A 23003-nucleotide genomic window follows, 5' to 3' on the forward strand; every position below is an offset into this window, starting at 1 on the left:
CTGCCATACTTGCTAAATTACTGCTGCTTTTCCTTTCAGAACGGATCTTAATATCCATTGATAATAAGTACGAGTTGATAGCTTTTTCAAAGCTTTTTTCTTTCCCCGTATTGTTTTCTCCATGTATATAATCCAAGCTAATCACTTGAATTATTATAGCAATTCAAAACAATCGAATCAAGGGTTTCACATGATTTAATAAAGGTTCCTTCATTACTTTGGATTTAGGTTTTTAAAATGGGATTAATTTGTTAATCATTTGAAATTTACTGTTCGTAAAATAAATCCTAATGATAGCAAAAACTACAACTAAAAAACAGTATTCACTAGTTTATTTTTAGTTTTATTATTATTAAAATTTATTTTTAATTTAAATGACTTATTATTATTAATAAATTACTGTATTTAATTATAAAAAATATACATATATGTCTTTTTTAAAAATAATCCCTCTAAATTTGAAATAGGTGTTTAGTTGAAAATCATATGGTTATTTTTAATCTAATAATTGAACCTATATTATAATAATGTATTATTATAATAGATGAAAATTTAGGTATTCAAATTTTTTATTATACTTTGTAATGATTATTTTTCTGATTTTCAGAGTTATTTCTATTATTGGCCTTCAGAAGCATATTTATTTAGGCTAGATTTTCGAAAAAATGAACAAAATTTATCCTTTCAAAAGAATAGTATTGAGTTTTACAGGCAAATAGGCCGCTTGGGAATGGAATAATTGTTCAATAGAATTTTGTTAAAAAAATAAAATTCAGGTGCTTTTACCCTTATTTTGTAGTGCAACTTGAAAAGTCCATTTTCTCATGCTATTTTGTGTTATCAACTGTTTTTATGCAATAGCTGACGATAAACCAAATTAACAAATCCAACCAAATGAAATCCTTAATTTTTATTTTATTGGCATGCAGTATTGCCTTTTCTTGTGCAGATCGCGAACCAATAGCAGAAAAAAACAACAACAACAATACCGTTCATTTCCCTGAAGTTTTAGCTCCCATTCAATTGGTAGACAATGGAAAAGAACATCTTTATGCCAGTTATTATGGCATAAATTCTTTTAGCGCCAATCAAAGGTATGCGACTGTTTTAGAAACAGATATTGTAGATAGGCTCCCAACTGAAGATGATGAAGCAACATTGGGACTTGTAGATCTTGAAACCATGGAATTCAAGCCACTAACTACGACTCGTGCTTGGAATTTTCAGCAAGGATGTATGGCGCATTGGCTGGCTACTTCTCCAGATTCTCTTATTATCTACAATGACCTAAGGGAAGGGGCTTTTGTTTCTGTGATAATGAATGTTCACACGCAAGAAGAAATCAAAACCATTCCTCACCCGGTAAGTGCAGTATCTCCTGATGGAACCAAGGCTATTAGTATTAACTTTTCTCGTCTTCGCATTACCAGGAGCGATTATGGTTATGGTGGAGAAGGGCAGGATAAAAAAGAGGATGTTCAATTCCCCGAAGATGATGGACTATTTCTATTAGACCTAGCCACAGGAGAAGCTGATCTTATAGTCTCATTGGCTGACGTTAAGGATTTGGTTCCGGAAATTCCCGAAGAGGGGATTGAGTATTTTAATCACACCTTGTTTAGTCGAGGAGGTTCTAAAATATTTTGGCTAGCAAGGGCTATTCCTAATAGGAATACCACTTCATTGATAGTAAACTTAGATGGAACAGGTCTTCAAAGGTGTTTTCCAGACGACTGGGCAGGATCACATTTTGATTGGCTGAATGATGAAGAATTAATGGTCACTAGTTCCTATGAGGGAAAACAATATTCCCACGTATTGTATACTACAGGAAAGCAGGATTATAAAAGGCTTGGAAATGGTCTCCTGGATTTTGATGGACATGGGACTTTCTCACCTGATGAAAAATGGATGGTTACCGATACCTATGCTAGAGAGAACAAATTTCGAGAACAGAAAATCTATTTGATGGATATGAAAACCAATGCTGTGAGAGCCTTAGGTCAGTTTGTAACTCCTGAATCATTCAAAGGATATTGGCGCTGTGATATCCATTGTAGGTGGAGTCCAAATGGAGATATGATTGGCTTCAATTCCGTTCATTCCGGATCAAGACAAGCCTACTTACTGAAATTAAAATTCTAATTGGAAGAAATTGTCAAATAACAATTAACCATTAAAAATAACCATGTCCCAAAAGTACCTGTTACTGTTTTTTATAAGTCTTTGTTTTACTAGCCTTAGCGGAAAAGCCCAGCAAGATCGACCCAATATATTGATGATTGCGGTAGATGATTTGAATAATTTTGTAGGAGAAATGGGGCATCCGGATGCCATTACTCCCAATATGGACAAGCTTATAAAAAGTGGTTTACTCTTTTCCAATGCCCAATGTCAATCACCAATGTGCAGTCCATCGCGAACGGCAATAATGACAGGTCTCAGGCCTTCCACAACAGGTATCTATGGTTTTATAGATGACAACAAGATCAAGGAAACCAATGAGGCTACTCGTGAAGCCAAAATGATGCATGAGTATTTCAAAGAGCAAGGTTATCATACCATGGGAATAGGTAAAATTTACCACAATCATGCCCCGAAGGACTTATTTGATGAAAGTGGTGGGCGAGCCAAAGGTTTTGGACCATATGCAAAGCAAAATTTCCATTGGGACAAAGAGAGAACCTCGACAGATTGGGGGCCATTTCCGGAGAAAGACCAACAAATGCCGGATTACCATACTGCAGAATGGGCAGCAGAAAGGCTCAAAAGAGAATACGATAAACCCTTTTTCCTTTCTGTAGGCTTTTTACGACCGCACGTGCCATGGTATGTGCCACAAAGATGGTTTGACCTATATGATACAGCAAAACTTCATCTTCCTCCTTATTTGGATACAGATCGGGAGGATTTACCCGAAATAGCTCTTGCGATTGACGATTTGCCTATGATGCCTACCACCGAATGGGCCATAGCCAATGATCAGTGGAAAAATATCCTTCAAGGTTATTTGGCTAGTGTTTCCTTTGTAGACCATTATATAGGGGAAGTATTGAATGCCTTGGAGAAAAGCAAGTATGCTGAAAACACCATAATTGTCCTTTGGTCTGACCATGGCTATCGATTGGGAGAAAAAAATACCTTTGCCAAGGTGGCACTTTGGAACAGTGCAACAGCAGCTCCTCTTGTTTTTGCAGGACCAGGTATTCCGAAAAATAAAAAGGTAGATGTGCCTGTGGAATTGTTTTCAATTTACCCAACACTCACCGATCTGGCGAAGCTTCCTTCAGCAGAGAATATAGAAGCAGAAAGTATTTATCCTCTGATATTAAATCCTAAGCTAAAATGGGAACAACCTGCAATTGTTACTTGGGCTAGAAACAACCATGCCATCGTTACAAGTGAATATAGGTATATCCATTATGAGGATGGTTCAGAGGAATTGTATAGATTAAAGAAGGACCCAAATGAATGGCACAATCTAGCTGAACAAAAGAAGTACCAGGGAGTAAAAGAGAGACTGGCCCAATACCTTCCTCAAATTAACGTGAAGTGGGCTAAGGAATCAAAGTACGATAACAACGAATATTTTATCCAACAAAAGATAAAACAAAGTGAGTAAAATTACTTTATAGATATTCCATTATGCCAGATAAAAACATTCCATCTAAAAAAACCGAAATTATTGATGGACTTACCATTAAATACCACGCCAATGGTAAAACGATATGGTCTAAAGGAGAAATAATCAATGGGCAGGCAGAAGGGTACTGGGAATGGTATCGAATTGACGGAACCATCAAGCGGTCAGGTCATTTCATTAAGGGGGAAGCCGTGGGAGAATGGATTACTTATGATAGCGATGGCAAGGTTTATAAAGTGACCAAAAGATAAGGGAAAGGTTCCTGATTTAAAATTGGTCAGCAAGGAATTTGTCATCGGAGGCAAAATAGTATACTTTTAAGCTATCTGGAATGGGATTGATATCTATTCAGGGGTTTGACTATCCTGTGAATCCAATGTATTGCCAAATAATCTTTATTTATTGGTTGTTCTCCCATTGATGGAATCATTATTGATTTGATGATTTCATTTACTACGTAGCTGACCCTAAAAGGTCTCAGGCCAGATTATTAGTATAAATTTCAAGGATTCGATATCGGTATGGTGCAGCTTTTTTGAGGCCTGACATGTTGTTTCGTATTGGGGATTATAGGGTTGATAAAAGTTTGGAACCCTCCCTTTTTAAACATTAAATTATGATGAAAAAACATTTTGACATTCATAAGCCTGTTTTTTGGCCATCTGTCATATTGATTTTTATTTTTATTCTAGTTACCATAATTGTTGGTAAGCCCATGGAGCTGGTTTTCTCCAATATCAAAACTTTCATCACGAATAAAACCGGATGGTTATTTATTATTGCTGTCAATGTTTTTATCGTTTTTTGTTTTTATCTGGGATTCAGTAAATATGGTACAATAAGGCTAGGAGGTAAGGATGCTGTACCTGAGTTCAGTACAAGTTCTTGGTTTGCCATGCTTTTTAGTGCAGGTATGGGAATAGGATTGTTGTTTTGGGGAGTGGCAGAGCCGGTATATCACTATGCCAACCCTCCTTTTGGTCAGCCTTATACTGTTGCGGCAGCAGAAGGAGCCATGAACCTTACTTTTCTTCATTGGGGGTTTCATGCCTGGGCCATATATGCTGTAGTGGCCCTTTCTTTGGCATTTTTCACCTATAATCGAAAATTACCTTTAACCATTAGGTCTGTGTTCTACCCCTTGCTTGGTGAAAAAGTGCATGGTTGGATGGGAGATTGTATTGATGTATTGGCAGTACTTGCTACGCTATTTGGATTGGCTACGTCTTTGGGCTTGGGTGTTAAGCAGGTCAGCGGAGGGCTTTTCTATTTATTTGGTGTTCCAAATACCATTTTGGTTCAGGTGTTGTTGATTGCCGGAATTACTCTAATTGCTACCCTTTCAGTTGTGTCTGGCATTGACAAAGGGGTGAAGTTTCTGAGTGAATGGAATGTAAGGATCGCAGCAATTTTGCTAATATTTATAATTATAGTAGGCCCCACCTTGTTTATTTTCCGATCCTTTGTTCAGAATATTGGGAATTATATGGAAAACATTCTACAGGTATCCACTTGGACAGAAGCCTATAGGGACAATGGCTGGCAAAAAGATTGGACAGTATTTTATTGGGCCTGGTGGATTTCTTGGTCACCTTTTGTAGGAATGTTTATAGCTAGGGTGTCGAAAGGGAGAACCATAAGGGAATTCATATTTGGCGTATTGTTGGTGCCAACCATCCTTACCTTCTTTTGGTTGACTGCCTTGGGTGGTTCTGCCATACTGCTGGACATGCAAGAGGGGCTAGTTGGCAATACCCATAGTCTAGCCAAAAGTATTGTCGCTGATGAATCCATAGCCTTGTTTGTTTTTCTAGAGAACTTTCCTTATTCAGGTGTTGGCTCAATCATTGGGATATTATTGGTAACAAGCTTTTTTGTTACCAGCTCAGATTCGGGATCCTTAGTAATAGATAGCATTACAGCAGGAGGTAAGTTGGATGCACCTGTTGGACAACGCATCTTCTGGGCAACTACAGAAGGTGCAGTGGCAGCTGTTCTATTGATTGGTGGAGGTCTTACCGCTTTAAAAACAGCCGCGATAACCACCGGACTTCCTTTTTTAGTCATTTTGCTTTTTATGTGTTATTCTCTTTTAAAAGGATTGAAAGAAGAATATGCCAAGGAAAAACATTTGGCTAAAGAAATGGATAGAAATTCCTACGAGAAAAAATTATCAGATGTGATACTTAAGAAACTTGAAAATGACAAAGATTCAGCGGGATAAACCATGGTTGACTAGGTGCCCGTCTATTGTATGGTAGAATTTCTATAAATTAGTCATCGTGTTTCTATTATGGCTTTATTATAGTTACGCTATGTTCCCATGTCAATGCTTAATCTACACACAGTTCGGCAAAGCAGCCAAAAAGAGGTTTTTCGATTGTTTTTTGGAAAACTGAAGATTTCTTTGGTTACTTTTTATTTCATACTTTTGCGCTATATTTAAAGCTTATGCAAACAGATATTAAAATTGCAGTATTGATTGACGCGGATAATGTACCATCCACTCAGGTCAAGGAAATGATGGAAGAGATAGCAAAATATGGCAATCCAACCATTAAAAGGATTTATGGTGACTGGACTAAACCTCAGTTAGGTAAATGGAAAAATGTGCTTTTGGAGAATGCTATAAATCCTATACAGCAATATGGTTATACCACAGGTAAGAATGCCACCGATTCGGCAATGATAATTGATGCCATGGACATTTTGTATTCAGATAAGGTCAATGGTTTCTGTTTGGTTTCTAGTGACAGTGATTTTACCAAATTGGCCACTAGGCTACGTGAATCTAGAATGCTGGTCCTTGGAATGGGGGAGAAAAAAACACCTAATCCATTTATAGTGGCTTGCGATAAATTTATTTATTTGGAAATTCTTCACAATCAGAGTGAGGAGCAGGAGAATGGTAAAAATAAAGCTAAATCATCTGTTCAAGTTGATAAAATTAACCCGAAACTTATCCGATTGATCTCCAGTACAATTTCTGATTTAGCAGATGATGATGGATGGGCTTTTATGGGAGATGTTGGAAATTTACTTCAAAAGAAGCAACCCAATTTTGATTCAAGGAATTTCGGATTTCAGAAATTGACACCGTTAGTGAGTTCTATAGCTAACTTTGAGGTTGAACAGAGGGAAAATCAAAATGGCAAACACAAATTGATCTTCGTAAGAAACAAGGAATAAACTTATTTTGAGCTAGGGTATTTGGGATGGGTAAATGTAAATGTGGTACCTATCCCCACTTCTGAGGTTACCCAAATATCACCCCCTAATATTTCAGTGATTTTTTTAACAATTGCCAATCCCATTCCTGTGCCCCGACCTATATTTTTATTGTGAAGGCGCTGAAATAGAACGAAGATTTTATCAAAGTAATCAGAATCTATTCCTATTCCATTGTCGCTGATTTGAAACAGGTAATCTTCCTCTCTTTCCTCCATAGATAAATGAATCACTGGAGGGCGGTTTGGATCTGAATATTTCAGCGCATTACCTAAAAGGTTTTGAATAAGGAGTGAAAAGAAACTTGCATGACTTAGAATTGGGACCAATCGACCCGAGGTGATTTCGGCCTTTTTTGCTGTTATTTCTGATTGAAAAGTTAGTTTTAAATTTTTTAGAATATGACTGGGGTCCACGCGTTCAGGCTCTTCCGTAATTTTGTTAATTCGAGAATATTCTGACAAGTCGAGAATCAATTCCCTCATACGACCGGCGCCGTCCACAGCATAGGAAATATAGGTATTGGCTTTTTCGTCCAATGAGTCACTGTACTTTTTTTTCAGTAATTGCATGAAGCCCGAAACCATCCGTAAGGGTTCCTGTAAGTCGTGAGAGACCACAAAGGTGAAATGTTCCAATTCCTTGTTTTTAGTTTCTACCTCTTTAAGTGATTCTTTTAGTTTAACCGTTCTCAATTTGAGTTTTTCCTGAAGAGAGTATTGTTCTCTTAGGCTATTTTCCAGCCTGGAAAATAATTTGGGTATGAGAAAAGAAAATACAGCACTTAAGAAGATTAAATTTGCAGATACGGTTATCCAGTGAAGCAAATCAGGATTGGGAAGGTTGGGAAGATAAACGATTACTTTAAAATATATCAATAAACTAAAAACAGTAGAAGTAAAGAGGTTTAGATAAAAACTAATAAATGCTTGCTTACTAGGTAAAAACAGTATCATTAATAGAGATACAGACAAAAGATACATTAATCCTGGACCATAATTCCCAACAAAAAAAATGAGGGATGCTCCAGTTCCATAGAAAATTAAAAAAATAGCCCATTTCCGAAATTTAAGGCGGATACCAGGAACTAAAGCTGCGATTATTGATATTATAAAAGCGGAAGAATCAAAAATAAAGATTGCAATATGATTGCTTATATAAGCCATTATCAGCCCCGGAATGAGTGCAATCAAGCAAAAGGGCAATAAAAAAGCCAAGCCTGATATAAATAACCTATCTCTCCAATCGTCTAAATGATCGGCCTTCTGTTCTGTGGCCAAACAAATGGTTTTGATATACTTTAGATACTTATCCCACATGAATAAAATTTGCTGTTTGTTAAAAAAAGTAGACATCCATTTTTTGTTACCCTAAAGCAATTTATATGGAATTGGATTAACTTTTAAAACTAGCGAATATTTTTTTGCTTAAACAATCTTCTTATAATTTATATTGCGGAATTATATTAATGGTTCAAATTTTGTAGTCAACTATAAATAAAACTTTTGTAAAATAGGAGGTAACTTGCTGTTTTTTATTCAAATCCATTAATAATAATATTTTGAGAAGTAAAATTGGAAGGAATTCTTTAATTATTGCTGTTTCGGGATTTTTACTCTTAGAGTCCGGTATCTATTTAGGTTACTTAGAAATGGGAATATGGCGCATTCTTGCTACTGGTTTTGAGGCAGGAACCATTGGTGGTTTGGCAGATTGGTTTGCTGTGAGTGCTTTATTTTATGAGATACCTATTCCATTTGTCAAAAAACATACAAATATAATTGTAAAAAACAGGGAGAAATTAACTGAGGGGATAGTTGATCTGGTGACTACAAAATGGTTGTCTCCAAAAGTTCTCGAAGAGAGGCTGATGCACATTAAAATTGCAGAGGGCTTATTGCAATCATTAGAATCGGGTGAAAATTTAAATAAACTTTTAGGGTTCTTTGGCGGTATCTTTCGACGGATTTCTGGTGAAATGGACAATCCTCAGTTTGTAGTTCTGGTACAAAAATTACTTAAAGATAGACTTGATAGTTCAGATATTGCCAAGCCTACCGGGAAATGGCTACAAGGTATTGTGACGGAAGGAAAACACCATGAATTTATAGCCATTGCAATTGATCAATTTTCTATTTCCATTAAAGAGCCTGAAACCAGAGCCATTGTTTTAGGAAAGTTGAAAAGTGCATTAGCATCTTACGCAAGTAGGGATTGGGTGAAAAAATCTGCCGTTTGGTTAGGTAAGAAAACCGGAGGAATAGACCCAGATTTAATGATTGACAGAATCTTAGATCTAGTGCTCGCCTTTTTGGAAGAGATAAAAGATAACCCAGCGCATCCAATTCGAAAAAAACTGGAAAATTATGTTTTGGAGTTTGCTACTAACCTAGAATCGGGAGATGAGAAGACCCTAGCCTACGTTGATAACCTCAAAAGAAATTGGGTTTTAAATGACCAAACCAAAGGCATGATAAATAAGGTGTTGAATAAAATAAAGGAAAACATGAATGAGCAGTTTTCTTCTTCAGACACACCATTAATGCAATTATTGAGCAGGCAGTTGGGTCGGTTCTTGAACGAACTTCGAGAAGATAATAGCAGTAGAACGCAAATTGACATGTGGTTGAGAAAAACCATTACCCATCTTGTGACCAAATACCATCATGAGTTAGGGGGAATGGTCAGGAGCAGTCTTGCGAAATTGGATGACAATGGAATAATGCTCCAGATTAAAGACAAGGTAGGCTATGATTTACAGTATATACGCCTAAATGGAGCTGTAGTTGGTGGTTTGGTAGGACTAATAATCGCAACAATAAGGTGGGCTATTCATTGATTTTACCAGAATAGGCAGGTGGTTGATTGTCAGTTGCTAACTGATTAGAACCAATATTTATTGTGGCTATTATGAGTTTTATTGCACATTTCAAATTTGATTAAAATTGAGTTTAAATGGCCTATCAAAACCGTTCAATAAAGAAGCTAGATTAATTATGGTGAAATTATAATTATATCTAAAAAATGAATGATTGTTGTTTATTGTTTTGAAAAAGGCTAAAAAACCTTATTTTTATTTAAAATCATTTTTCGCAATCAATTTTGATATGAATCAAAAATCTCCAAAAATATTAAGCTTAGCTCCAAAGCATATTTTGGATGAGATGGATGCTTTAAATAAGGTATTAGATCAGGGACTCCCATTTAAAAAGTTAGACCATAATATACTGATAGCGACTTGGAATATTCGTGCTTTTGGTGGGCTCACTGAAAAGTGGGAAGCTGAAGATTCAGATTCTCCAAAAAGAGACCTACACGCTGTATTGGCTATCGCTCAGATAATCTCTAGGTTTGATATAATTGCTGTTCAGGAGCTCAAAGGTAATTTGAAAGCCTTCAGACATATGCTCAAACTATTGGGCAACCATTGGAGTTTTATTTTAACGGATGTATCAGGAGGAGATGAGGGCAATGACGAAAGGATAGGGTTTTTGTTTGACACCAGAAAAGTAAAGTTATCCGGATTGGCTTGCGAACTTGTTGTGCCCAATAAAAAGGCTGAGGAAATCAAGGAGGGGGCTTTCGATAGGCAATTTGCCAGGACCCCTTATGCAGTGGGCTTTAAAGTAGAGGATAAAACATTTATTCTAGTAAGTGCACATGTCTTGTATGGAAAACATGCTTCTGAGCGTGAAGGTGAATTAACGGCCATTGCCAAATGGCTTCGCGAGTGGGCATCAAGTATGAAATCTTTCGACCAAAGCCTGATTCTTTTGGGTGATTTTAATATTGATAGGATGGGGGATCCAAGGTACGATGCCTTTGTGTCTTCCGGTTTGTCGGTACCAGAAAACCTATGGAATGTAAGAAGAACATTAATAGACAATCAAACGAAATTTTATTCGCAAATTGCTTGGTTTGAAAATCAAAACAAAATCCCTCAACTTTCTATTCGATACCTCAACGGAGGGATATTTGATTTTGGACCTCATATTATGAAAAAAGCTAGATTGAGCCCTTTCCAATTGTCATGGAGAATTTCAGATCATCTCCCGCTATGGGCAGAGTTTTCTACCCGTGGCTAATTTCTGATTAAGATTCGATATATTTAACCGTGGAAAAAAAATAGGTTTATGATGTTAAGGTGTTTTATAATTGGCTTATCCTTTTTATTTTTCAATTGTGAAAATAGAACACATCAGGTAGATGAAAATACTAACCTGAAAATTAATGAGATTCAATATATTGGCACTCATAATAGCTATAAAAAGGCAATACCTGAGGAGCTTTTGGAGCAAATTAAGCAGGAAAACCTTGAAATGGCCAATAGTCTTGATTATAGCCATCCTACTATTTGGAAGCAACTTGATGCAGGATTACGATTATTGGAACTGGACATTTACCATGACCCAGAAGGAGGACGATTTAGTAATCCTCTTGGGAAAGAATTGGTAGCACCAGAATATTGGGATGCAGGTTTTGACCTCCCGGGCTTTAAAGTATTTCATGTACAGGATATAGATTTTTTAAGTCATCATGCTTTGTTTAGGGATTACTTGTCAGATTTGAAAAACTGGTCCTTATTACATCCCAATCACTTACCAATTTTCATCAGCATAAATGCCAAAGATGCCAATTTCCCTGATCGAGGATTTGCAACAGCACTTCCATTTGATCAGTCGGTATTTAGTTTGTTAGACAAAGAAATAGAAGACTTTCTAGGAGTTGAAAAATTAATAAAGCCAAAAGACGTAAGAGGGTCGTTTAAAGACCTAAGGACTGCTATAATCGAATCAGGCTGGCCGGAATTATCGTCATCTCGGGGTAAATTTATTTTTATTTTGGATGAAAGAGAACCAAAAGTAGCTGAGTATCTATCTAATTCCAAAGAGGGAAATGAAGGGCATATGTTTGTCACTGTACCTGAAGACCATCCCATGTCTGCAATACATATTATTAATGATCCCATTCAAAATCAAAAACAGATAAAGGCTTTGGTGGAAAAAGGTTTTATAGTAAGAACCAGAGCTGATGCAGGGACAAAGGAAGCGAGAGCCAATACTACTGAACGAAGGGAAATGGCATTTTCCAGTGGAGCCCAATTGATTAGTACAGATTATTATGTAGCTGACCCAAGGTGGGAAGGCGCTTATGCAGTTCAATTTGAAGGAGGGAAGTACAGTCGTATTAATCCCTTGTTTCCAAGTGAGATGGAAGAAAAAATCGCTTTATCTGAAGAAGTAAAACCTGTAATAGCTCTTGACCCAGAAACTTTTACTATTGCGAAGGAGCAAATGAAAGGGCTTGTCTTGGATGTTAGAACGAGTGAGGAGGTAAAACATGGGGTTATTTCTGGTGCAATTAACATGGACTTTCTGCAAGAAGATTTTTCTAATAGAATCACAGAATTGGATAAAAATGAAACAATTTTGGTGTATTGCAAAGTAGGAGGGAGAAGCGGAAAGGCCGCTGATTTGTTGGTGAAAAATGGATTCAAACATGTTTACCACCTGGAAGGGGGGTATGATCGGTGGAAAAATAGTGGTTTTCCAGTGGACGAATAATTACAGCTTTTATAAAATTTTACAATCACTTTTGCAGATAGCTATATGAAATTGAAAATTGTTCAAGAGGACCCATGGTTAGAGGATTACAAAGAGGAAATTTACCAGAGATGGGTTAGGTTTCAATTGGCATATAAAGAGTTAGCAAACGATGAAAAAGGGCTAATTGAATTTGCTTCAGGGCACGAGTATTTCGGAATTAATTTTGACATTAATAGGCAAGCCTGGATTTATAGAGAATGGGCCCCCGAAGCCGAGGCACTCTTTTTAATTGGAGATTTCAATAATTGGGATAGGTCTTCTCATCCACTGCAAATGGACCAATGGGGCGTTTGGGAAATAGTTTTACCCTATTCCGAATACAAGGATAGGTTGGTTCATAAGAGTTTAGTGAAAGTCCATGTTGTTGCTGCCAATGGCAATATGGATAGAATTCCAGCTTATATTCGTAGAGTGGTTCAGGATGAAGAAAGCAAAGACTTCTCCGGGCAAATATGGGCTCCAGAAAAGCCCTTTATATGGACAGATAAGGCTTTCGAACCAGACTTTCCAAAAGATGGATTGTTGATTTACGAGTGCCATGTAGGGATGGGACTTGAAGTAGAGGCTGTAGGTACTTACCTTGCCTTTGCTGATGAAATTTTACCTAAAATTAAAAACCTGGGATACAATGCTATTCAATTAATGGCTGTAATGGAACATCCCTATTATGGTTCCTTTGGCTATCACGTTTCTAGTTTTTTCTGTCCTTCAAGTAGGTTTGGTACTCCAGAAGATTTAAAGTACTTGGTGAATAAAGCCCATGAACTTGGGTTAGCGGTTATAATGGACGTGGTACATTCACACGCAGTTCAAAATGTTTCTGAGGGTTTGAATGCTTTTGATGGATCAGATCACCAGTATTTTCATGAAGGACCCAGGGGATATCATGAGGTATGGGACTCCAAGTTGTTTGATTATGGAAAATGGGAGGTAAAGAGATTTTTACTTTCCAATTTAAAATATTGGTTAGAGGAATTCCATTTTGATGGGTTTAGGTTTGATGGGGTTACTTCCATGCTTTATTTTCACCATGGGCTAACTACATTTGATCATTTCGAAAAGTACTTCCATAAAGATGTGGATTGGGATGCTATAATCTATTTACAACTAGCCAATGCACTTATCAAAGAAGTTAAACCCTCAGCCATTTCCATTGCAGAGGATGTTAGTGGTATGCCCGGCTTGTGTAGATTACCAGCCGAAGGTGGGGTAGGATTTGATTATAGGCTTGCCATGGGGGTTCCCGATTTTTTCATCAAAATGCTGAAAGAAAAGAAGGACGAGGAATGGGATATTCTTGAATTTTGGAAAGAATTAAGTGATCGCAGGTATAAAGAAAAAACCATAGCTTATGCGGAGTCGCATGATCAGGCGCTTGTAGGAGATAAGTCCATAGCCTTTTGGTTAATGGATAAGGAAATGTATTTCCATATGCAAGTCGACGATGAGAACATCATTATCGATCGTGGAATCGCCCTTCATAAGCTTTTAAGATTATTTACCATAGGCTTAGGAGGTGAGGGATACCTCAATTTTATGGGTAATGAGTTTGGCCACCCAGAATGGGTAGATTTCCCTAGAGAAGGCAATAATTGGAGTTATAAATACGCTAGAAGGCAATGGAGTCTTGCAGAGGATAAAAAGTTAAAATACCAGTACCTGCTAAATTGGGACAAAGCGATGATAGCAGTTATGAAAAAGTACCATGTATTATGCTCTCCTTTTGCAGATCAGGTACATGCTGACCCGGAAAATAAGGTGGTTGTGTTTACCAGAGGAGCCTTGCTGTTTGCTTTTTCTTTCAATCCTCAGACTGCCATTGCAGATTATAAGTTTCGAGCGCCCTCTATGGGACAATACAGGCTTGTACTCAATTCAGATGACAAGCAATTTGGTGGATTTGGGCGGATAGACAATAGCATGGCTTATTTCACTGATCAAAAGCAGCTTTTAAGCATTTATATGACCAATAGAACGGCTTTGGTTTTTGAAAAATTCGATTGATTAATTCCAACTTATATTTGGTAGAAGTTGAAATAAATTGGAAATCAGTTAATAAGTATTGGTCTTGCTCCTTTTTTGATTAATATTACCCTTAAATTATAGAAGACGAGTCTATGGCAGTAAATATCGTGATCGCTGGTGCTGGTGATATGGGTTTCCACCTAGCAGAACAGCTTTATTACGAAAGTAAGAATATCATTCTGATTGATTTGGATAAGGATGTATTGGACAATATTGGATCCAGGTTGGATGTATTGACGATAGAGGGAGATTCAGCATCAATTGAAATCTTGAAGAAGGCCAATATTCATAATGCTGAGCTCATGTTGGCGGTAACTACTTCCGAAAAAACCAATATTTGTACTGCCGTATTGGCCAAACAACTGGGGGCAAAAAAAGTAATCGCCAGAGTAAGAAACCATGATTATTTATACAAGGAGAACAAAATCTATTTTGAGAACCTAGGAATAGATTCCATTATTTCTCCTTCCATGCTTTGCAGTAAGGAAATCTCTCGCTTAATGAAACGTTCCAGCTTTTCTGATGTTATAGAGTTTGAAGGTGGAAGATTAAGTGTTGTTGGCATTACTTTGGACCGGTACTCACCATTGATTAATAGAAAGCTTTCTGACACTAGGACAGATCCAATTTTTAAAGAAATAAGGATAATTGCCATAGTAAGGGATCAGAGAACAATTATCCCTAGAGGAGATACTTATATCCGGAACAATGATCATGTGTTTTTTATCTCCAATAACAAATCTGTAAACACAGTAAAAGACCTTGTTCACCACAAGGAAAAAGAAATCCATGATGTGATGATTATCGGTGGGGATGATCTTGCCTATTCCACAGCCAGAGAATTGGAAGATGATTATGGTGTTACATTGATCCATAATGATAAGGAGCGTTGCAAGTGGCTCGCGGAAAGATTGGATTCAGCATTGATAATCCATGGAGATTACAAAAATATCAACCTCTTGATAGAAGAAGGGCTTGAAACCATGGATGGTTTTTTGGCATTGACAGATAGTTCTGAAACCAATATCATTACGAGTCTAAGTGCAAAAAATCATGGCGTGTACAAAACCATTGCTCATGTGGATACTAGGGAATACATTCATATTTCACATAGTATAGGAGTGGATTCTCTGATTAATAAAAAGCTGGTAGCAGCAAATCATGTGAGCAGGTATTTGAAAAAGGGACAAGTAGAAGCAGTTTCCGGTATACAGGGCGTGGAAGCAGAATTTGTCCAATACGCTGTTACAAAAAACAATAAATTGACCAAAAAGAATTTGAAGGCACTCCATTTCCCTGATACTGCTGTAGTGGCCGGCGTGATTAGAGGTGAAGAAGTTTTTATTCCAGATGGTGAATTTCAATTGCAACTTCATGACAAGGCCATCGTTCTTGCCCTACCTGAAGCCAAACCTGTACTGGAAAAATTATTTAACTAATCATGATCCATTATAAGGCAATTTTAAAAGTCATGGGAGGGTTAATGATGCTCCTTGGTGTTTTAATGTTTCCAAGTGTGGCTTTTGCCTACTACTACCACAGTGGAGACCAGATTACATTAATCGCTTCGGCATTGATTTGTTTAACTATAGGAGGGACATTTTTCTTTTCATTCGCCAATCAGGATCAAAACATTAGAAAAAGAGAAGGGTACATGATTGTAGCTTTAAGCTGGATAATCATGTCTGTTTTTGGAATGATGCCCTACCTTTTAAGTGGGACCATACCCAATTATTCTGATGCTATATTTGAAACTGTATCTGGGTTTACAACTACTGGTGCCTCCATTTTGACTGATATAGAGCGGCTTCCAGAAGGTATATTGCTATGGAGAAGTATGACCCAATGGATAGGTGGTTTGGGAATTATCGTATTGACAGTTGCGATTTTTCCTTTATTGGGAATTGGAGGAATTGAACTTTTCGTGGCTGAATCCCCCGGACCTACCTCAGATAAGGTACATCCCAGAATTAGGGAAACTGCTAAAAGACTTTGGTTAATTTATTTTGGACTTACCATACTTTTGGTTGTTATTTATTACTTAGAGGGCATGTCCTTTTTTGATGCCATGAATCATTCACTTACCACCATGTCCACAGGAGGTTTTTCTACTAAAAACAATAGCATGGCCTATTTTAATAGTCCATTAATCCAGTATACCGCTGTATTTTTTATGTTTTTAGCAGGAACAAACTTCACCTTGATTTATTTTGCTTTCAAAGGACATTTCAATAGGGTTTGGGCAAGTGATGAGTTTAGGGCCTATTTTATAAGTGTAGGGCTGCTCGTTGTAGGTATCTTTGCTGCTGTTTACTTTTTGATGGATGACAGTTTTGAAAAATCTTTTAGAGATGTGTTGTTTCAGGTTGTGTCACTTGTCACTACCACGGGATATGTAAGTGCAGATTATACTGTTTATAGCAATGGGCTGACAATTATCTTCTTTATGATTCTTTTTATGGGGGCTTGTGCAGGATCTACTAGTGGTGGAATTAAGTTTATCAGGCACCTTACCTTTGTGAAGAATTCTACTTTGGAATTTAAGCGAATTGTGCATCCTAGAGCTGTTATTCCATTGAAAATAAATGGAGAACGGGTCACAGGAAAGGTAATTACCCACATTATGAATTTCTTATTGTTGTACCTGATGATCTTCGTGTTAGGATCCATTGTAATGTCGATTGCAGGTTATGACCTTATCACTTCCTTTGGTGCTGTAGCTACTTCTATGGGAAATGTAGGCCCAGGTATTGGAAGAGTTGGCCCAGTAGATAATTTTGCTTTCTTTTCGCCTTTTGCAAAACTATTCCTTAGCTTTTTAATGTTATTAGGAAGGTTAGAGTTATTTACTATATTGGTTCTCTTTACTCCATATTTCTGGAGAGCCAATTAATCAAAAAAATATTTATGAAACCTTCCATAATTGCAGTCTTCACTTCAAAAAAATTGGGTTATAAAGGAAATCCTGCGGCCGTAGTGCTAACTAAAATACCTCTTGAAACGCAGGATATGCAAGATCAGGCAGCTAAATTGGGCATGCCTGCTACTTCTTTTATATACCTTGACAAAGAAGGGAAATCAAATGTAAGGTGGTTTGCTCCTGATGCTGAGATTGAGTTATGTGGGCATGGGGCTGCTGCTGCAGGGATATTTATGTCCCAATACCAAAAACAAAGTGAAATAACACTACATTATAAAGAAGGAGAAATTAAATTAAAGGTTTCAGATGATAATTTCGGTATGATAATGGAAACTATACCAGTTATAAAACCTCTCTCTGAATGTCCCCTTCCTATTAAAGAGGGATTAGGTATACCTGTTCTGGCCATTTATGAAACGGCCAACAAGCACTTAATATTGACGGACTCTGAGTCTTCTGTAAAAAACATGAACCCTGATTTTAAGCGGTTAAGGGATTCAGAAATTTTTGGTTATGCCATTACTGCTGCTGCTGATAAGGTGGATTTTGTAAGCAGAACATTGGTCCCTCATGTTGGTCAACTGGAAGATTTTGCCACAGGTTCTTCGCATGCCATGTTGGTGCCATTTTGGGCAAATAAACTGGGTAAAAGTGAAATGGTCTCGGATCAATTGAGTGAAAGAGGAGGGCGATTTATTTCAACCATTTTAGGCAATAAGGTTTTGCTTTCTGGAGAGTTTGAGATTCATTAGCAAGATTTATTCAAACCAAAAGAAATAGAAGCATCAGATTATGTTTTTACTTGGATTGGTGAGCTCTTCCAATTCAAAGCTCGTTTTTTTATCATGACAAACTGACAAATAGTAAACCCGGCTTTTGATTATTTCAATATTCCATATCAATATTTGAACGAATTCATTTTTTAAGGTTTTTCCAGTATAATTTTCTTTCCTTGGTATAATTATTGCTTTTTTATTTTGCAATGTTTTAGTAATTCTAATGTTGACAAAATATATATAGAATGGAATATCGTAAAATTCTCATCAAATATGGTGGGAATGCAATGATCAGTGAAGACCTTAAAGTAGGAATTGCAAAAAAGTTAAAAGTTTTGCAAGACCATGGCATTCAGGTAGTACTGGTGCATGGTGGAGGACCTTTTATCAATAACTCCCTGGCTGATGCAGGAATAAAATCTGAATTTTTTGATGGGCAGAGACATACCAGTTTAGAGGCAATGTCTTGCATTGAAAAAACCCTGAAAGGAGAAGTAAACAGCTCCTTGGTCAATTTATTGAATAAACAAGGGCTGAAAGCGGTTGGGCTTTCAGGTAAAGATGGTAAATTGGCTATTGCCCAAAAAAGATGGCATATAAGGTCGGATGAAAATGGTGAAAAGCATAAAGTAGATTTGGGTCAGGTTGGAGACATTGTAAATGTAAATCCACTATTGATTGAAACTTTGCTGGAAAATGACTTTTGTCCAGTAATTACCTGTATTGCTTCAGATGAAGAAGGCAATGATTACAATATAAACGGGGATGTTTTCGCTGGTAAAATTGCAGCTGCAATAAGTGCTGATACCTATATTGTATTGACTGATGTGGACGGACTCTATAAAGAATATCCAGATCCAGCTTCAATAATAAGGGAAATTGATACAGCCACTATTCCAAAGTATTATGGTGGCGTTATCTCTGGAGGAATGATTCCCAAAATAGAATCTTGCGTTTCAGCTGTTGAATCCGGAGTTAAAGAGGCAGTAATTTTAAATGGTACACGCCCGGAACAGATTACCGATTTTATCATCAATCAAATTAAAATAGGAACTACAATTAAACTTTAGCATGCACATATCGAACGAGTATTTGTACGAGGAAGACAAAAAAAATTATTTACCTACCTTCAAACGCTTTCCTTTGGCATTTATAAAAGGAAAAGGCAGTAGATTGTGGGATGCAGATGGAAAGGAATACATTGATATGCTCGCTGGGATTGCCGTAAATAACTTGGGACATTGCCATCCCAAGGTGGTGAGCGCCATTCAGGCCCAAGCTGCAGAGTTAATTCATATATCTAACTTCTTTGTAAGTCCTCCTCAGGTAGCGTTGAGTAAGTTACTGGTAGACTTGACTCATCTGAAGCATGTGTTTTTAACCAATAGCGGTGCGGAATCAGTAGAGGGAGCGATTAAAGTTGCTAGGAAATACGCAAGCAAGCATAACAAAGGTGGAGAGATTATTTCAATGGTAAACTCTTTTCATGGCCGTACTTTGGCTACCATCGCTACAGGACAAAAAAAATATCAACAGGGTTTTGCACCCATTCCTGCGGGCTTTTCACAAGTGGCTTTTAATGATTTGGAAGCCTTGAAAGCGGTAATAAATGATCAGACAGCTGCTGTAATCCTAGAACCTGTTCAAGGTGAAGGAGGAATAATCCCTGCAAATGAACAATACCTACAAGGAGTAAGGAAACTTTGTGATGACAACAATGTCCTGCTTATTTTTGATGAAATTCAAACTGGGGTAGGACGCACAGGGAAAATGTTTGCCAAAGATCATTTTAATGTACAACCGGACATAATGACCTTGGCAAAGGGACTGGGCGGAGGAATGCCAGTCGGAGCTTTTTTGTGCAATGAAAAGGTAGGCAATGCCATAGACTATGGAGACCATGGTACTACTTTCGGAGGTAATCCTTTGGCATCTGCGGCTGCATTGGCTACCCTTAAAGCTATTTTAGAAGAAGGATTGGTCGAAAGATCACTTGAAAAAGGAGAGTGGATCATGAAAACGGTGAGGTCTTGGGCTTCAATCCACCCCATGATTAAAGAGGTACGTGGTTTAGGAATGATGATTGGCATACAATTGGATAGACCGGCTGCCCCAATCGTGAAAGCACTTTTAGATGATGGCATCATTGCTAATGGGACAGCGGAATCGGTTATCCGTCTAGTTCCGCCTCTTAATATATCGGATGAAGACATTGAAACAGTATTGGGTAAGTTGAAGTCATTAATAGAATTAACTGAGAAAAATGAGAAATCAAAGATATAAGGTAAGCATTGTAGGTGCTTCAGGTTATACTGGCTCCGAGCTAGCGAGAATTTTAATTAATCATCCGGAAGTAGAGATTGTTAGCATTACCTCAGAAAGTCACAAGGGCAAGAGATTTTCAGATTTGCATGGGCAGTTTTCAGGAATAATTGATTTTGAATTAATTGGAGCAGATGAAGTGAATATACAAGAAGTGGACGTGGTATTTCTGGCTCTTCCGCATGGTGTCTCCATGGAATTTGTAAAGCGTTGGATAGATGATGGAGTGAAAATAATCGATCTTTCAGGTGACTTCAGGCTTTCAAGTCCTGAAGTTTATGAAGATTGGTACAAAAAAGACCATACATTTCCCAAAGGGTTTGAACAAGCTGTTTATGGTATGCCAGAACTTTATTCTGATGAAATCAGAACAGCTACATTGGTGGCCAATCCAGGGTGTTATCCTACAGCCTCTATTTTGAGTCTTGCTCCTTTATTTGGTTCTGGATTAGGTTCAGTATCAGGAGCGATAATAGATGCAAAATCAGGACTGACTGGTGCTGGAGTAAAAGCGAGTAATACTACTCATTTTTCAAATGTAAATGATAATTTCAAAGCTTATGGTATAGGTAACCACAGGCATACCGTTGAAATTCAGGAACAGCTTTCGTTTTTAATGAAAAATTCGGTTATTTTACAGTTTACGCCCCATCTTTTGCCAGTAGATAGAGGTATTCTGGCTACATCTTATTTATCTTTAGATAAAGAAATGGACCAAGAGAGTTTAACATCACTCTACAAGGATTTTTATAAAAACAAACCTTTTGTAAGGGTACGGAATCAAGCACCTTCAATAAAAGAAGTTAGAGGAAGTAACTATGCGGATATTTATCCATTTTGGGATAAAAGGACGAAAAGGGCGATTGTGATTGCTGCTATCGATAATTTAGTAAAAGGTGCAGCTGGTCAAGCTGTACATAATATGAATATTATGTTGGGACTGAACGAATCCATTGGCCTTCTACAGGTTCCAATGCAACCATAAATTAACAAACGTAATGATTAAGAATATTACAAGTGTAAAAGGAATTAAATGTTGGGGAGCTCATTCGGGAGTTAAATCCATGAGAAGGGACTTGGCAATCATTTTTTCGGAAGTTCCGGCAGCTGCAGCTGCGACACTTACACAAAATAAAGTTCAGGCCGAACCAATAAAGGTGACTAAAAGAAACCTTGCCAATAATAGGGCACAGGTTATTGTATGTAATGCAGGTAATGCCAATGCTTGTACTGGTGAGCAAGGCCGTAAAGGTGCAGAGGCGATGGCGGACACAGTTGCGGCGGAACTAAATATTTCTCCAGATGATGTTATTGTTGCTTCTACAGGACTAATAGGAGAGGTATTCCCTACAGAAGATGTGGTAGAAGGAATAAAAGCAACCGTACCAAAATTATCCAATGACGCAAAAGCAGGTTCTTTCCTGGCCAATGCTATTTTAACTACAGATACTTTTGCAAAAGAAGGCTTTGTAGAATTTGAATGGGAAGGAAAAACCATCTCCATAGGAGGGGTAGCGAAGGGATCCGGAATGATCCATCCCAATATGGCCACGATGCTTTCTTTTTTAGCCACGGACATTGCCATTGACGAAAAGTTGCTTCAGAAGACCTTGAAATACTGTGTAGACCGGTCCTTCAATATGATTACTGTAGACGGTGATACTTCTACTAATGATATGGTAGCAATTTTGGCAAACGGTATGGCTGAGAATGAAAAGATCACAAGTGAGGATGACCCCCTTTACCTTTTGTTTAAGGAAAAGCTAGGTGAATTACTAGTCCACCTTGCCAAGTTGATTGTTTCTGATGGTGAGGGAGCTTCTAAATTTATTGAATATAGGGTTTCAAAAGCCATATCAGAAAATGTTGCTATGAAGTTAATCAGAGCAATTTCAGACTCTACTTTGGTGAAAACAGCAATGTTTGGTCGGGATCCAAATTGGGGAAGAATCATTGCAGCTTGCGGCAATGCAGGGATTAGCTTTAATTATAAAAAAGCCAATCTCTATTTGGGTGATGCAAACAATCAAGTTCAGGTGCTTTTAAAAGGTTCGCCTACCAAGTTTGATAAAAATTATATGAAAAAACTGCTCAGGGAATCCCATATTAAAATTCATTTGGAACTTAATACGGGTAAGCAGGAAGCTACAGGTTGGGGTTCAGACCTTACCACTGACTATGTGATGTTTAATTCGGTATATACGACTTAATCCAATCGCATATTTTGATAAATACATCGATAAAAGCCTCTAAGGGATCTTAGAGGCTTTTATTTTGTCTTGGCAATCGATGATTTTTTAGGGATGATACAATAGATTTTTTCGATTTCAATCGAGAGTTTAAACCCGGATTATCAATGTCGTTTAGTTAAGGAATTTTTATTATTTTTAGGAAAGAAAAGGGAGCGTAGTTTTTTTGAAAATAATCTAACAACAATCAAGTCCTTTTCCTTTTCGAAGGACTTTTTAAAACTATTAAAAAAC

The 23003-nt window shown here is 37.4% G+C and carries 17 protein-coding genes; 16 read left to right on the plus strand and 1 reads right to left on the minus strand.

Annotated elements, in window-relative coordinates; all coding sequences use genetic code 11:
- Positions 1-894: 894 nt before the first annotated feature.
- From AC13EX_RS06955 to AC13EX_RS06975, 5 genes are all read left to right on the plus strand, one after another.
- The gene (locus AC13EX_RS06955) at positions 895-2145 is read left to right on the plus strand and encodes a TolB family protein (protein ID WP_482892104.1); all 1251 of its coding nucleotides are present in this window, start codon (positions 895-897) and stop codon (positions 2143-2145) included.
- A 43-nt stretch (positions 2146-2188) separates the two neighbouring features.
- Entirely contained in the window at positions 2189-3622 is a 1434-nt protein-coding gene (locus AC13EX_RS06960; RefSeq protein ID WP_482892105.1) for a sulfatase, read from the plus strand.
- A 23-nt stretch (positions 3623-3645) separates the two neighbouring features.
- Positions 3646-3894: a toxin-antitoxin system YwqK family antitoxin gene (locus tag AC13EX_RS06965; protein WP_482892106.1), complete on the plus strand. Its 249-nt coding sequence runs from the start codon at positions 3646-3648 to the stop codon at positions 3892-3894.
- A gap of 365 nt (positions 3895-4259) precedes the next feature.
- Complete coding sequence (locus AC13EX_RS06970) at positions 4260-5867, plus strand: BCCT family transporter (protein WP_482892107.1); 1608 nt, start codon at positions 4260-4262, stop codon at positions 5865-5867.
- A gap of 227 nt (positions 5868-6094) precedes the next feature.
- A complete protein-coding gene (locus AC13EX_RS06975; protein ID WP_048643343.1) occupies positions 6095-6832 on the plus strand; it encodes an NYN domain-containing protein in 738 nt (245 codons plus the stop codon).
- Between the two features lie 2 nt (positions 6833-6834).
- On the opposite strand, the gene AC13EX_RS06980 is transcribed toward AC13EX_RS06975, so the two are convergent.
- On the minus strand, positions 6835-8190 hold the full coding sequence (locus tag AC13EX_RS06980; RefSeq protein ID WP_482892108.1) for a sensor histidine kinase: 1356 nt from the start codon (positions 8188-8190) through the stop codon (positions 6835-6837).
- Between the two features lie 242 nt (positions 8191-8432).
- Between AC13EX_RS06980 and AC13EX_RS06985 the strand changes: the two genes are divergently transcribed.
- The 11 genes from AC13EX_RS06985 (at position 8433) to argJ (ending at position 22730) form a co-directional block, all read left to right on the plus strand.
- Positions 8433-9710 carry a DUF445 domain-containing protein gene (locus tag AC13EX_RS06985; RefSeq protein WP_482892109.1) on the plus strand — a complete coding sequence of 426 codons (1278 nt, stop codon included), beginning with the start codon at positions 8433-8435 and terminating at the stop codon, positions 9708-9710.
- Between the two features lie 268 nt (positions 9711-9978).
- Entirely contained in the window at positions 9979-10956 is a 978-nt protein-coding gene (locus AC13EX_RS06990) for an endonuclease/exonuclease/phosphatase family protein (RefSeq protein WP_048644637.1), read from the plus strand.
- Between the two features lie 48 nt (positions 10957-11004).
- The gene (locus AC13EX_RS06995; protein ID WP_482892110.1) at positions 11005-12435 is read left to right on the plus strand and encodes a Ca2+-dependent phosphoinositide-specific phospholipase C; all 1431 of its coding nucleotides are present in this window, start codon (positions 11005-11007) and stop codon (positions 12433-12435) included.
- 45 nt (positions 12436-12480) lie between these two features.
- Positions 12481-14481 (plus strand): alpha amylase C-terminal domain-containing protein, encoded by a 2001-nt coding sequence (locus AC13EX_RS07000; protein ID WP_482892111.1) that lies wholly within the window; start codon positions 12481-12483, stop codon positions 14479-14481.
- Positions 14482-14594: 113 nt separating this feature from the next.
- A complete protein-coding gene (gene trkA, locus AC13EX_RS07005) occupies positions 14595-15941 on the plus strand; it encodes a Trk system potassium transporter TrkA (RefSeq protein WP_339713092.1) in 1347 nt (448 codons plus the stop codon).
- A gap of 2 nt (positions 15942-15943) precedes the next feature.
- Complete coding sequence (locus AC13EX_RS07010; RefSeq protein ID WP_048643349.1) at positions 15944-17395, plus strand: TrkH family potassium uptake protein; 1452 nt, start codon at positions 15944-15946, stop codon at positions 17393-17395.
- 14 nt (positions 17396-17409) lie between these two features.
- Complete coding sequence (locus tag AC13EX_RS07015) at positions 17410-18174, plus strand: PhzF family phenazine biosynthesis protein (RefSeq protein ID WP_482892112.1); 765 nt, start codon at positions 17410-17412, stop codon at positions 18172-18174.
- Positions 18175-18443: 269 nt separating this feature from the next.
- Positions 18444-19268: an acetylglutamate kinase gene (gene argB, locus AC13EX_RS07020; protein WP_482892113.1), complete on the plus strand. Its 825-nt coding sequence runs from the start codon at positions 18444-18446 to the stop codon at positions 19266-19268.
- A gap of 1 nt (position 19269) precedes the next feature.
- Complete coding sequence (locus tag AC13EX_RS07025; protein WP_482892114.1) at positions 19270-20481, plus strand: aspartate aminotransferase family protein; 1212 nt, start codon at positions 19270-19272, stop codon at positions 20479-20481.
- A complete protein-coding gene (gene argC / locus AC13EX_RS07030) occupies positions 20462-21505 on the plus strand; it encodes an N-acetyl-gamma-glutamyl-phosphate reductase (RefSeq protein ID WP_482892116.1) in 1044 nt (347 codons plus the stop codon). Before AC13EX_RS07025 ends, argC begins: the two co-directional genes overlap by 20 nt.
- Positions 21506-21518: 13 nt before the next feature.
- A complete protein-coding gene (gene argJ, locus AC13EX_RS07035; RefSeq protein ID WP_482892118.1) occupies positions 21519-22730 on the plus strand; it encodes a bifunctional glutamate N-acetyltransferase/amino-acid acetyltransferase ArgJ in 1212 nt (403 codons plus the stop codon).
- Positions 22731-23003 lie beyond the last annotated feature (273 nt).

The organism is Cyclobacterium sp. L-R, assembly GCF_056859355.1.

Coding starts and splice junctions, on each gene's coding strand:
- AC13EX_RS06955 (WP_482892104.1), top strand. CDS start 895: ATGAAATCCTTAATTTTTATTTTATTGGCATGCAGTATTGCCTTTTCT.
- AC13EX_RS06960 (WP_482892105.1), top strand. CDS start 2,189: ATGTCCCAAAAGTACCTGTTACTGTTTTTTATAAGTCTTTGTTTTACT.
- AC13EX_RS06965 (WP_482892106.1), top strand. CDS start 3,646: ATGCCAGATAAAAACATTCCATCTAAAAAAACCGAAATTATTGATGGA.
- AC13EX_RS06970 (WP_482892107.1), top strand. CDS start 4,260: ATGATGAAAAAACATTTTGACATTCATAAGCCTGTTTTTTGGCCATCT.
- AC13EX_RS06975 (WP_048643343.1), top strand. CDS start 6,095: ATGCAAACAGATATTAAAATTGCAGTATTGATTGACGCGGATAATGTA.
- AC13EX_RS06980 (WP_482892108.1), bottom strand. CDS start 8,190: ATGTGGGATAAGTATCTAAAGTATATCAAAACCATTTGTTTGGCCACA.
- AC13EX_RS06990 (WP_048644637.1), top strand. CDS start 9,979: ATGAATCAAAAATCTCCAAAAATATTAAGCTTAGCTCCAAAGCATATT.
- AC13EX_RS06995 (WP_482892110.1), top strand. CDS start 11,005: ATGATGTTAAGGTGTTTTATAATTGGCTTATCCTTTTTATTTTTCAAT.
- AC13EX_RS07000 (WP_482892111.1), top strand. CDS start 12,481: ATGAAATTGAAAATTGTTCAAGAGGACCCATGGTTAGAGGATTACAAA.
- trkA (WP_339713092.1), top strand. CDS start 14,595: ATGGCAGTAAATATCGTGATCGCTGGTGCTGGTGATATGGGTTTCCAC.
- AC13EX_RS07010 (WP_048643349.1), top strand. CDS start 15,944: ATGATCCATTATAAGGCAATTTTAAAAGTCATGGGAGGGTTAATGATG.
- AC13EX_RS07015 (WP_482892112.1), top strand. CDS start 17,410: ATGAAACCTTCCATAATTGCAGTCTTCACTTCAAAAAAATTGGGTTAT.
- argB (WP_482892113.1), top strand. CDS start 18,444: ATGGAATATCGTAAAATTCTCATCAAATATGGTGGGAATGCAATGATC.
- AC13EX_RS07025 (WP_482892114.1), top strand. CDS start 19,270: ATGCACATATCGAACGAGTATTTGTACGAGGAAGACAAAAAAAATTAT.
- argC (WP_482892116.1), top strand. CDS start 20,462: ATGAGAAATCAAAGATATAAGGTAAGCATTGTAGGTGCTTCAGGTTAT.
- argJ (WP_482892118.1), top strand. CDS start 21,519: ATGATTAAGAATATTACAAGTGTAAAAGGAATTAAATGTTGGGGAGCT.